The sequence below is a fragment of the Burkholderia sp. AU39826 genome (genome assembly GCF_020419965.1).
Classification (GTDB): Bacteria; Pseudomonadota; Gammaproteobacteria; order Burkholderiales; family Burkholderiaceae; genus Burkholderia; species Burkholderia semiarida.
In genome coordinates this window covers 312,331-324,725 of record NZ_JAIZQG010000002.1, presented here as the reverse complement: position 1 = coordinate 324,725, position 12,395 = coordinate 312,331, and the positions used below count along the sequence as shown (strand labels likewise).

The window sequence follows — 12,395 nt, the reverse complement described above, 5'->3', positions numbered from 1 at the left end:
TTTCGGACAGACCGACCATGAAACTGTTGAAATGGCGATGGACAGGCGTGCCGCGCGCGGCGCTGTTCGCATGCGTCGTGCTGCTCGTGTCGGGTAGCGCCATGCCACGTGCGGCGCTGGCGGTGTCGGCGATTGCGCAATACGATCAGCCGAAGTACCCGACCAATTTCGCGCATTTCGATTATGCCGATCCCGACGCGCCGGACACCGGCACGCTCAATTTCGAAAACTACGACCAAGCGCAGAGCTACGACTCGCTGAACCCGTTCCTCGTGCGCGGCTCGCCCGCGCCGGACATCAAGAACCTGATGTTCGACACGCTGATGCAGCGCAGCTGGGACGAGCTCGCGTCCGAATACGCGCTGATCGCCGACGACGTCGAGGTGGCGCCCGACGGGCTGTCGGCCACGTTCCACATCAATCCGGCCGCGCGCTTCTCGAACGGCGACGCGATCACCGCGGCGGACGTCAAGTATTCGTTCGACACGCTGACGAGCCCGCAGGCGTCGCCGATCTACAACGCGCAGTTCTCCATCATCAAGCGCGCGGTGGTGGTCGACCGGAACGTGATCCGCTTCGAATTCCAGCACGCGGAGCGCGACGCGGCGCTGATCGCGGGCGACTTGCCGGTGTTCTCGCCGAAGTGGGGGCAGCGCGCGGACGGTACGCGGCCGCCGTTCGACCAGATCGCGAACGTGCCGCCGATCGCGAGCGGCGCGTACCTGATCGAGCAGCGCAGGAACGACAAGCAGATCACGTACGTGCGCAACCCGCACTACTGGGCCGCGAACCTGCCGTCGCGGCGCGGGATGTTCCGCTTCGCACGCGTGTCGTTCAAGCTGTACCTCGACCAGTACACGGCGCTCGAGGCGTTCAAGGCCGGCGACGTGGACGCGCGGGTGGAGTACAGCTCGACGCAGTGGGCGCGCAAGTACGTCGGCAAGAATTTCCGCAACGGGCTGCTGAAGAAGGGTGAATTCCCGGACGGCCCCGCGCAGATGCAGGGTTTCCTGATGAACCTGCGCAAGCCGATGTTCCAGGACGTACGCGTGCGGCATGCGCTCGCGCTGGCATTCGACTTCGACTGGATGAGCCGGATGATGTTCTACGGGCAGTATCGCCGCACCAACAGCTTCTGGGACGCGAGCCCGTTCGCGGCATCCGGCATGCCGAGCGCGAAGGAACTCGCATTGCTGGAGCCGTTCCGCTCGACGTTGCCGCCGGAGGTGTTCGGCCCGATGGTCAAACAGCCGTCGACGCTGCCGCCCGGCTCGCTGCGCGCGAACCTCAGGCAAGCGCGCGACCTGCTCGCGCAGGCCGGCTGGCACTATCGCGACGGTGCGCTGCGCGACGCGAACGGCACGCCGATGACGATCGAGATCATCGACGACGAGCCCGGCATGGATCGTCTGATCCTGCCGTACACGCAGGCGCTCGCGACGCTCGGCATCCATGCGTACCTGCACGAGATCGACAGCGCGCTCCACCAGAAGCGGCTCGACAATTTCGAGTACGACATGACGACGTATATCTACTCGCCCGTGACGATCCCCGGCGCGGAGCTGACGCGCCGCTTCGGCAGCGCGGCCGCCTCGCAGCCCGGCTCGGAGAACTATCCGGGCGTGAAGTCGAAGGCCGTCGACGCGCTGATCCGCGCGGCGCTCGCGGCAGATACGCTCGACGATCTCGAGACGGCCACGCACGCCCTCGACCGCGTGCTGATCAACCTGTACGTGCTGGTCCCGCAGTACTACCTGCCGAACGCGCGGATCGCATACAAGACGACGCTCGGCCATCCGGCGGTCGTGCCGGCTTCCTATCAGTACGAGGACTGGATCGTCGACTACTGGTACGTGAAGAAGCCGGCCGCACGACCACAACCCGCTCCGGCGGCCTGACGGGGGAGCAACGATGCTGGCATACATAGTGAGGCGGCTGCTGCTGATGATTCCGACGCTGATCGGCGTCGTGACGATCACATTCGCGGTCACGCAGTTCGTGCCGGGTGGCCCGGTGGAGCAAGTGCTCGCGCAGTTGCGCCACGGCAGCGCGCGTGGAGGCGACGCGGGCGGAGGCGGGGGCGGCTACCACGGCAGCCAGGGTGTCGATCCGCAGCAGATCGAGCAGATCCGCAAGCAGTTCGGTTTCGACAAGCCGCCGCTCGAACGCTACGCGCTGATGCTGAAAAGCTACGCGACGTTCGACCTCGGGCAATCCTATTTCGCGCACCGCAGCGTATGGGCGGTGATCCGCTCGAAGTTGCCGGTGTCGATCACGCTCGGGCTGTGGACGGTGATTCTCACGTATCTCGTGTCGGTGCCGCTCGGCATCGCGAAGGCGGTGCGCAACGGCTCGCGGTTCGACACCGTGACGAGCGTGCTGGTGCTGACCGGCTACGCCGTGCCGGGCTTCGTACTCGGCGTGCTGCTGCTGATGCTGTTCGGCGGCGGCACGTTCTGGCAGGTGTTCCCGATGCGCGGGCTCACGTCGGACAACTTCGACGACCTGACGCTGATCGGCCAGATCCTCGACTATCTGTGGCACATCGCGATGCCGGTTACCGCGTCGGTCGTCGGCAATTTCGCGATCGTCACGATTCTCACGAAGAACACGTTCCTCGAGGAAATCGGCCGGCAATACGTGCTGACCGCGCGCGCGAAGGGCGCGCCGGAGCGCGACGTGTTGTGGAAGCACGTGCTGCGCAATGCGGCGATTCCGCTGCTCACCGGGCTGCCGGCGGCATTCGTCGGCGCGTTCCTGAACGGCAACCTGCTGATCGAGACGCTGTTCTCGCTCGACGGGATGGGGCAACTGTCGTACGACTCGGTGATCCGCCGCGACTATCCGGTCGTGCTCGGCTCGCTGTTCCTGTTCACCCTGATCGGTCTGCTGACCAAGCTTATCGCGGATATCTGCTATGTCCTCGTCGACCCCCGTATCCAGTTCAGCCGCCTGGACCACTGATCCGGCCGCCGTCGCATGCGCGGCGTCGCCGTCGCCGTGGCGACGCACGTGGCTGCGGTTTCGCGCGCAGCGGCTCGGCTACTGGAGCCTCGTGATCTTTGCCACGCTGTTCGCACTCAGCCTGCTGGCCGACGGATTGTCGAACGACCGGCCGCTCGTGGTGCGCTATGACGGGCACCTCTATTTCCCGATCGTGAAGGACTATCCGGAGACGCAGTTCGGCGGCGATTTCCCGGCGAAGACCAACTATCTCGATCCGTACATCCGCGCGAAGATCGAGTCGCACGGCAACTTCGCGATCTACCCGCCGAACCGCTACCGCTACGACACGATCGATTATTTCGCGTCGCGGCCGTACCCGGCGCCGCCGTCCGCGAGCAACTGGCTCGGCACCGACCAGTTCGGCCGCGACGTGCTCGCGCGGCTACTGTACGGATTTCGGCTGTCGGTGCTGATGGCGTTCGCGCTGACGGTCTCGGGCGTCGCGATCGGCGTGCTGACGGGCGCGCTGCAGGGCTTCCACGGTGGACGTACCGATCTCGTCGGGCAACGCCTGATCGAGATCTGGAGCGCGCTGCCCGACCTGTACCTGCTGATCATCTTCGCGTCGATCTTCGAACCGTCGCTGTGGCTGCTGTTCATCCTGCTGTCGATGTTCGGCTGGCTCGTGCTGTCCGACTACGTGCGCGCGGAGTTCCTGCGCAACCGCGCGCTCGACTACGTGAAGGCCGCGCGCACGATGGGGCTGTCGAACTGGCAGATCATGTGGCGGCACGTGCTGCCGAACAGCCTGACGCCGGTGATCACGTTCCTGCCGTTCCGGATGAGCGCGGCGATCCTGTCGCTGACAAGCCTCGACTTCCTCGGCCTCGGCGTGCAGCCGCCGACGCCGAGCCTCGGCGAGCTGCTGCAGGAAGGCAAGAACTACCTCGACGCGTGGTGGATCTCGATCTCCGCGTTCTCGGCGCTGGTCGTCACGCTGCTGCTGCTTACGTTCATGGGCGACGCGCTGCGCAACGCGCTCGACATGCGCGCGCGCGGCTCGGCCTTCGGCGGGGAGCAACGATGACGACGCCATTGTTGGAGATCCGCCAGTTCTCCGCGCACTTCGGCGCGAAAGCCGCCGTGCAGGACCTTGACCTCGCGGTCGCGCGCGGCGAGCGCGTGGCGCTCGTCGGCGAGTCGGGCTCGGGCAAGAGCGTGACGGCGCTGTCGATTCTGCGGCTCGCGCAGCAGGCGACGCTGTCGGGCCAGATGCTGTTCGACGGCGAGGATCTGCTCGCGAAGACCGAGCAGCAGATGCGCGGCATCCGCGGCGCCGATATCGCGATGGTGTTCCAGGAGCCGATGACGGCACTCAACCCGTTGTATACGATCGGCAAGCAGATCGCCGAGAGCCTGCGGCTGCACGAGGGGCTGCGAGCGGGCGACGCGCGCGAGCGCGGCATCGCACTGCTGCGGCGCACCGGGATTCCGGAGCCGGAACGGCGCATCGACAGTTTTCCGCACCAGTTGTCGGGCGGCCAGCGGCAGCGCGCGATGATCGCGATGGCGCTCGCGTGCCGGCCGCGGCTGTTGCTCGCGGACGAGCCGACGACGGCGCTCGACGTGACGGTGCGCCAGCAGATCGTCGACCTGCTGATCGAGCTGCAGGAGCAGGAGGCCGCCGCGCGCGGGATGGCCGTGCTGCTGATCACGCACGACCTGAATCTCGTGCGGCGCTTCGCGCAGCGCGTGGCCGTGATGGAGCGGGGCGTGCTCGTCGAGACGAACACGACCGGCGCGCTGTTCGCCGCGCCGCGGCACGCGTACACGCGCCGGCTGCTCGACAGCGCGCCGCAACGCGCGGTCGAGCCGGTCGCGGCCGACGCGCGGACGATCCTCGATGTCCAGCAGCTTGCCGTCGATTACCGCATCGCGGCGAAGGGTTGGCGCGCGGCGTTCGGCAAGACGGCGTTCCGGGCCGTGCACGACGTGAAGCTGAGCCTGCGGCGCGGCGAGACGCTCGGGATCGTCGGCGAATCGGGGTCGGGGAAATCGACGCTGGCGGCAGCCGTGCTCGGCCTGCAGCGGCCGGCGTCGGGCGGCATCGAGATCGACGGCATGCCGCTGGCGTCGCTGCGCACGACACGCGGCCGGCGCGCGCTGTACGGCCGCATGCAGGTCGTGTTCCAGGATCCGTTCGGCTCGCTGTCGCCGCGCATGACGGTCGAGCAGATCGTCGGCGAGGGGCTCGCCGTGCACCGGCCGACGGTGGCCGGCGCCGCGCGGCGCGCGCGCGTCGCCGCCTTGCTGCAGGAGGTCGGCCTGCCGGCCGAGGCAATGCTTCGCTATCCACACGAATTTTCCGGCGGCCAGCGCCAGCGCATCGCGATCGCGCGCGCGCTGGCGGTGGAGCCTGAGTTGCTGGTGCTGGACGAGCCGACGAGCGCACTCGACGTGTCGATCCAGAAGCAGGTGCTGAATCTGCTGACGAATCTGCAAAAGAAGTATGAACTGAGCTATCTGTTCATCACGCACGATCTCGCGGTGATGCGTGCGATGGCCCATCGGGTCATCGTGATGAAGGCGGGGCGTGTGGTCGAGGAGGGCGATACGCTCGACGTGTTGCACGCGCCGTCCCACCCGTATACGCAGGCGCTGCTCGCGTCGTCGATGCTCGCGCCGGAACCGGGGCCGCGGCAGCGGGAAGGGGACGCGGATGATTGACGTCAAGCGGGCGCGGCGCGCCCGCACCGTTCGCTGACGCACGCCGATGCCGTCGTTCTTCATCGACCGCCCGGTGTTTGCGTGGATCGTCGCGCTCGCGATCGTCGTCGCGGGCGTGCTCGCCATTCCGCAATTGCCGGTCGCGCAGTATCCGCGCCTTGCGCCGCCACGCGTCGTGATCACGGCGGCCTATCCGGGCGCGTCGACCGAGACGGTCGACGGCGCCGTCGGCAGCATCATCGAGGAAAGCCTCGACGGCGCCGACGGGCTGCAGTACTACGAAACGAGCAGCGACGGTCACGGCAATCTCGAGATCGACGTGACGTTCGCGCCCGGCACGGATCCGGACATCGCGCTCGTCGACGTCAACAACCGGCTGAAGCAGGTCGAGCCGCGGCTGCCGCAGCAGGTCGTGCAGCAGGGCATCGGCGTGTTCAAGGCCGCCAACACGTTCCTGATGCTCGTCACGCTGACGTCGACCGACGGCACGCGCGACTCCGCCCAGCTCGGCGACTATCTGAACCGTTACGTGCTGCGCGAACTGAAGCGCGCGCCGGGCGTCGGCGCGGCCCAGCTGTGGGACGCCGACGAGGCGCTGCGGGTCTGGCTCGATCCGAACAAGTTGCGCGAATACGACCTCGGCGCCGACGACGTGATCGCCGCGATCGGCGTGCAGAACGCGACGGTCACGGCCGGCGCGATCGGCGATGCGCCGTTCGAGCGCGGCCAGCAGCTCACCGCGACGATCGTCGTCAAGGGGCAGCTGACGTCGCCGGAGGAGTTCGGCCGGATCGTGCTGAAGTCGAAGCAGGACGGTTCGGTGGTGCGTGTCGCCGACGTCGCCCGCGTCGAAATCGGCCGCGACGACTATTCGTTCTATTCCCGGCTGAACGGCCGCCCGGCGGCTACCGTCGGGATCCAGCTCGGCCCGCGCGGCAACGCGCTCCAGACGTCGAACGCGATTCGGGCGCGGCTTGCCGAGCTGTCGAAGACGCTGCCGCCGGGCGTCGCGGTCGAGATTCCATTCGACGGCGCGCATTTCGTGACGATCGCCCTTCGGGAAGTCGTGCTGACGCTCGTCGAGGCCGTCGTGCTGGTGTTCTGCGTGATGTGGCTGTTCCTGCGCGAGCTGCGCTACACGCTCGTGCCGACCGTCGTGATTCCCGTCACGCTGATGGGCGCGTTCGTCGCGATGTGGGCGTTCGGGCTGTCGATCAACGTGTTCACGATGTTCGGCCTCGTGCTGGCGATCGGCATTCTCGTCGACGATGCGATCGTCGTGGTCGAGAGCGTGCACCGCGTGATGGAGGAGGGCGTGTCGCCGCGCGAGGCGACGCGCCTCGCGATGAAGCGGATCGGCGGGGCGATCGTCGGCGTGACGGCGGTGCTGACGGCCGTGTTCGTGCCGATGGCGTTCTTCCCGGGCAGCGTCGGCGGCATTTACCGGCAGTTCGCGGTGTCGATGATCGCGTCGATGCTCGTGTCGTCGTTCATGGCGCTGTCGCTCACGCCGGCGCTGTGCGCGAATCTGCTGAAACCGGTCGGCCGTCGCGAAGGCGCCCACGTGCCGCGACGCGGCCTCGGCGGGCGCCTGGCCGACCGTTTCGGCGTCGCGTTCGCGCAGGCCGAGGCCGGCTATCGGCGCGTGACCGTGTCGGCGGTACGCCGCACGGGCACGGTCGCGGGCCTCTATGCCGCACTCGTGGCCGTGTGCGGGCTGCTGTCCTGGATGATGCCGGGCGGCTTCCTGCCGACCGAAGACCAGGGGCAACTGCAGGTGATGATCCAGTTGCCGGCTGGCGCGACGCAGGCGCGCACGGTGGCGGTCGTCCAGCGCGTCGAGGCGATTCTGCGCGCGGAGCGGGCCGTCGCGAACGTGACGAGCGTGATCGGCTGGAGTTTCGCGGGCAGCGGACAGAACGTCGCGATGGCATTCGTCGAGTTGAAGGACTGGACGCAGCGCGACGTCGATGCGATGACGTTGCGTGATCGCCTCAACCGGCGCTTCGACGGGATTCTCGACGGCGACGTACAAGCGACGCTGCCGCCATCGGTGCCCGGCCTCGGTCACGCGGACGGCTTCACGTTCCGTCTCGAGGATCGTGGCGGGGTCGGGCTCGACACGCTGAAGGCCGCTCGCGAGCAGATGGCCGCGCGCGCGAAGGCGGACCCGGCGCTCGCGTCCGTGCATTTCGAGGACTTGCCCGATGCGCCGCGCATCGAGCTCGACGTCGATCGCGCGAAGGCGTATGCGCTTGGCGTGCCGTTCGAGCGTATCGCGGGGCTGCTCGGCGGTACGTTCGGCTCGAACTACATCAACGATTTTCCGGCGTCGGGCCGGATGCGCCGCGTGATCATCGAGGCAGATCCGGCCGCACGCGCGACCGACGCGCAACTGATGGCGCTGACGGTGCCCAACCGCACGGGGGACATGGTGCCGCTGTCGGCCATCGCCGCGCCGCACTGGACGGTCGGCCCCGTGATGCTGAATCGCTACGACGGCTATCCGTCGCTCGACGTCAGCGGCCGGGCGGCGACCCACACCAGTTCGGGCGCGGCGATGGCGGAGATGGAACGGCTTGCCGCGATGCTGCCGGCCGGGATCGGCTACGACTGGGTGGACGCGGCGCGCGAGGAGCGGATCGCCGCGCGGCAGACGCCGCTGCTGGTCGGGTTGTCGGTGCTCGCGGTGTTCATGGCGCTTGCCGCGCTGTACGAAAGCTGGACGATTCCGTTGTCGGTGCTGACGATCGTGCCGCTCGGCATTGTCGGGGCATTGGCGGCGGCGCTCGCGCGCGGGATGCCGAACGACGTGTACTTCAAGGTCGGGATGATTACCGTGATCGGGTTGTCGGCGAAGAATGCAATTCTGATCGTGCAGTTCGCGCGTGAGCTCGTCGGGCGCGGCGTGCCGCTGCGGCAGGCGGTGGTCGAGGCGGCGGCTGCGCGGTTTCGGCCGATCGTGATGACGTCGATGGCGTTTCTGCTCGGCGTCGTGCCGTTGGTGCTGGCGACTGGCGCGGGTGCGGAAAGCCGGCGTTCGATCGGAACCGGCGCGTTCGGGGGCGTGCTGGCGGCGACAGTGTTCGGGCTGGTGTTCGCGCCGGTGGCGTTTCGGGTAGTCGTGTCCATAGGCCGGCGCGGGCGGCATGCGGCGGTGACGAAGCGCGACGCGCAGCGCGTGGAAACGCCCGGGAATCTGGAGACCGATTGATGGTGGCGACGGGTGTTCCACACGAAGGCTGTCAACTCGCCGGTGCGCGACGCCGCGCACGTGCGCGAAGGGCTGCTCCATCAAGAGTCCGATCTGTTCTCAGGATGAGTGCCCGCTCTTTGCTAAACAAAAAAGTTTTGGCTGACGAGTACCGGCCGTGTGCTCCATTGCGGCGCATTCGCGAGGGGGTGAAAAGCAGCCGAACAAGGAAGACAAGACAACGGTATCGGCTGGTGAACCATATCGCTTTCATTCGGCACCAACCGAGTGCGCTCAATGCACCTAAACAAAGTTATGTGGCATCAAATATTTTTTGACGCATAGATTCTGTCCTGCTATGTTCGCGTCCAACATAAAACTTTGGTAGTGAACGGTAATGAAGATTCCGTGTATTAAGGCTTTCGAAGTGAAGGCGTAAGGCAGTCATTCAACGAGCGGCTGCCTTTCCTGGCAACGCGTACGCGCTAATTGACGAGGCGCCATGGTGCGAATGTTCCAGGGTGCAGCTTTTTTGCAGCCGTTCGATGCGCGGAAAGATCGAATCATGTAATTAGGTTTCCTAACTCAATAGGGATGCCGTTTCTTGTACTTCAAGTTCATTCGGCGTGGCAGTAGAAGAAATAACGTTGAAATAAATGAGCGGGCGAACGGAATGGTTGCGATCGCCAGGTGATGAATCAGGAAAGCGGGGCAGCGCTATTTAAAGGCCGGCGAATCTCCGTGCATACAAAAAGGTCAGGCCTTGCGACGACAGAGGGGTGTTATGAAACCAACGGCTTTGGGATCGGCAATACGCAGCATCGTATGGGCTGAAGTCGCGTTGACGGCGGCTTTGGGTACCTCCGCTTACGCGCAGACAACGCCTGTCGACGGGAGCGTCGCCGCCGAGCAAACCGGCAGCGCTGCCGCCGCCGCGCCCGCGCCGGCATCTGGCGCCACCGCGGGCGGGCAGACCGTGAAGAAGCTCGACAAGTTCGAGGTGACGGGCTCGCTGATCCGCACATCCGACAAGGTCGGTCACACCGAAGTGCAGGTCATCACCGCGAAGGAAATCCAGCAAAGCGGATACACGACGGTCGCCGATTTCCTGCGTTCGACCTCGGCCAACTCCGCAAGCAGCTGGGGCCAGACGACGATGAACAGCTCGGCCCCCGGCGGCGCCGGCATGGCGTTGCGCGGGCTCAGCGAGAAATACACGCTCGTGCTCGTCGACGGCCAGCGCGTCGCGAACTATGCGCAGTCGGTGAACTTCACCGACACGTTCTTCGATGTCAACGCGATCCCGCTGAACATGGTGGAGCGCGTCGAGATCGTCAAGACCGGTGCGGTATCCGTCTATGGCTCCGACGCGATCGCGGGCGTCGTCAACATCATTACGAAGAAGAACTTTCAGGGCCTGCAGATCGACGGCCAACTCGGCAAGGCGCAGCATCCGGGCGACGGGCAGGGTAACTTCAGCGTACTGGCCGGCTTCGGCGATCTGAATTCGGACCGCTTCAACGTCACCGCGGCCGCCAGCTATTACCGCGATTCGGGCTCGACGCTCGGCGATCGCGACATGACGTCGGCGCAAGACTTCACGCAATATCCCGGCGGGCTGGCAGCGCCGCTCGGGCCGAACCAGCAATCGTACTGGTCGCTGGCGGACGGCTCCAAGGTGCCGCTTTCGCCGTGCCCGCCGGGCAGCAAGACGAGCGCGACCAATTGCACGTACAACCCGGCCGCGTCGACATCGCTCGTTCCGTCCACGACGCGCCTGAACGCGAAGGTGCGCGCCACCTTCAAGATCGACGACAACACGCAGGCCTATGCGGGTTTCTGGGTGAGCCGGGATGAAACCGTCCAGCTGCAGGGACCGGCCTCGATCTCGAGCACGACGAACGTCTACAACCCGGCGACCGGGTCCGTTTCGCCGCTGCCGCGCACCGTACCGGTGAGCAACCCCTATAACCCGTTCGGTGTGCCGACGGCGGTCAACCTGACCTTCCCGGGCAACGTCGTGGGGGCGGATACGGTATCGACGTTCTGGATGGCGAACACGGGCGTCAAAGGTTCGTTCGATGCGGGCAGATTCGGCGCATGGGACTGGTCGGCCGATTACGGCCATTCGCAGAGCACGGTCGATACGACGTATCGCAACCGGATCAACGTCGCGGGCCTCGAGAACATGCTCGCGAACGGCACCTACAACTTCTCGAACCCGGCCGCCACGCCAAACGGCCTGAACGGCGTTTTCACGGACGACGATCAGCAGGCCATCTCGAAGATCGACAGCGTGACAGCCAAGGCCTCGACGTCGAATCTCTTCACGCTGCCCGGCGGCCCGGTCGGCCTGGGCCTGGGCACGGAGTTCCGCCACGAATCGTCGACGATCAACCCGCAGACGCTCGCGTCGCAGGGCGTATCCGCGCCCGCGAACGTGCAGACGGTGGAGGGGTCGCGCAACGTCGCCGCCGCGTTCTACCAGGTCGACATTCCGATCCTGCGCAACCTGACGTTCACGCAGGCGGGCCGCTACGATCACTACAGCGACTTCGGCGGGGCGTTTTCGCCGAGTTTTGCGCTGCGTTTCCAGCCGGTGCAAATGCTGACGACGTATGCATCGTACAGTCGCGGCTTCCGCGCGCCGACCCTCGTCGAAAACTCGCAGGCCGTCTATCTCTCTCACCAGAACCTCGTCGATCCGAACGATCCGAGCGGTGTGCCGACGAAGCACTTCACGACGGAGCAAGTCGCGGGCAATCCGAATCTTCAGCCCGAGCACACGAAGAACTACAACATCGGCTTCCAGCTTTCGCCCGATGCGATGACCGATATCGGCGCGGCGTTCTACAAGGTCCGCATCGACGGCGTCATCGGCACCGACGATCCGAACGCGGTGCTCGTCGCCAACGATCCCTCCCGCGTCGTGCGCAACGCCGACGGATCGGTGCGTTACCTCGTTCAGCATTTCGTGAACCTCGGTGCGCTCGATACCGATGGTTTCGATCTCAACTTCCGCAAGGCGGTGCGCACCAAGTACGGCACGTTCACGCTCGCAGGCGACTGGGCTTATGTGTGGCACTTCAAGCTGCACAGCCCCGGAACTGCACCGCAGGACTTCGCCGGCAACAACCTTGCGCTGCTGCAGCCGTTCGGCGCGAGCAACCCGCGCTGGAAGGGCAACACGAGCCTGAGCTGGGACTACCGGCAGCTGACCACCACGCTGACCTGGCAATACACGGGACCCTATACGAACGCCGTGGCCGCGGAATTCGGCGACGGCGGTACGGGATCGGTGGCGTCGTACAGCCAGTTCAACCTCATGTTCAACTATCGCGGCTTCAAGCATTGGACGATTTACGGCGGCATCACGAACCTCTTCGACAAGAAGCCGCCGTTCGACGTTGAGTGGCAAGCCGTGCCCGACATCACTGGCTATGACCAGTCGCTCTACACGGACCTTGGCCGCTTCTTCCAGATCGGGGCGACGTACCGGTTCTGACAGGGAGGAAACCGCCAGGCGGCA

General features: G+C 66.0%; 6 protein-coding genes. All 6 read left to right on the top strand.

Annotation, left to right across the window (positions count from 1 at the left end; translation table 11 throughout):
• Positions 1-17 precede the first annotated feature (17 nt).
• The 6 genes from LGM42_RS06290 (at position 18) to LGM42_RS06265 (ending at position 12,371) form a co-directional block, all read left to right on the top strand.
• Positions 18-1,898, top strand: a complete 1,881-nt coding sequence (locus tag LGM42_RS06290) for an extracellular solute-binding protein (protein WP_226231817.1) — start codon at positions 18-20, stop codon at positions 1,896-1,898.
• A gap of 13 nt (positions 1,899-1,911) precedes the next feature.
• Positions 1,912-2,964 (top strand): microcin C ABC transporter permease YejB, encoded by a 1,053-nt coding sequence (locus tag LGM42_RS06285; RefSeq protein ID WP_059645841.1) that lies wholly within the window; start codon positions 1,912-1,914, stop codon positions 2,962-2,964.
• On the top strand, positions 2,918-4,033 hold the full coding sequence (locus LGM42_RS06280) for an ABC transporter permease (RefSeq protein WP_059645838.1): 1,116 nt from the start codon (positions 2,918-2,920) through the stop codon (positions 4,031-4,033). Before LGM42_RS06285 ends, LGM42_RS06280 begins: the two co-directional genes overlap by 47 nt.
• Positions 4,030-5,673: an ABC transporter ATP-binding protein gene (locus tag LGM42_RS06275; protein ID WP_059583403.1), complete on the top strand. Its 1,644-nt coding sequence runs from the start codon at positions 4,030-4,032 to the stop codon at positions 5,671-5,673. Before LGM42_RS06280 ends, LGM42_RS06275 begins: the two co-directional genes overlap by 4 nt.
• A 46-nt stretch (positions 5,674-5,719) precedes the next feature.
• Entirely contained in the window at positions 5,720-8,887 is a 3,168-nt protein-coding gene (locus tag LGM42_RS06270) for a multidrug efflux RND transporter permease subunit (protein ID WP_226231816.1), read from the top strand.
• Positions 8,888-9,650: 763 nt separating this feature from the next.
• Entirely contained in the window at positions 9,651-12,371 is a 2,721-nt protein-coding gene (locus LGM42_RS06265) for a TonB-dependent receptor plug domain-containing protein (protein ID WP_226231815.1), read from the top strand.
• Positions 12,372-12,395: the final 24 nt, after the last annotated feature.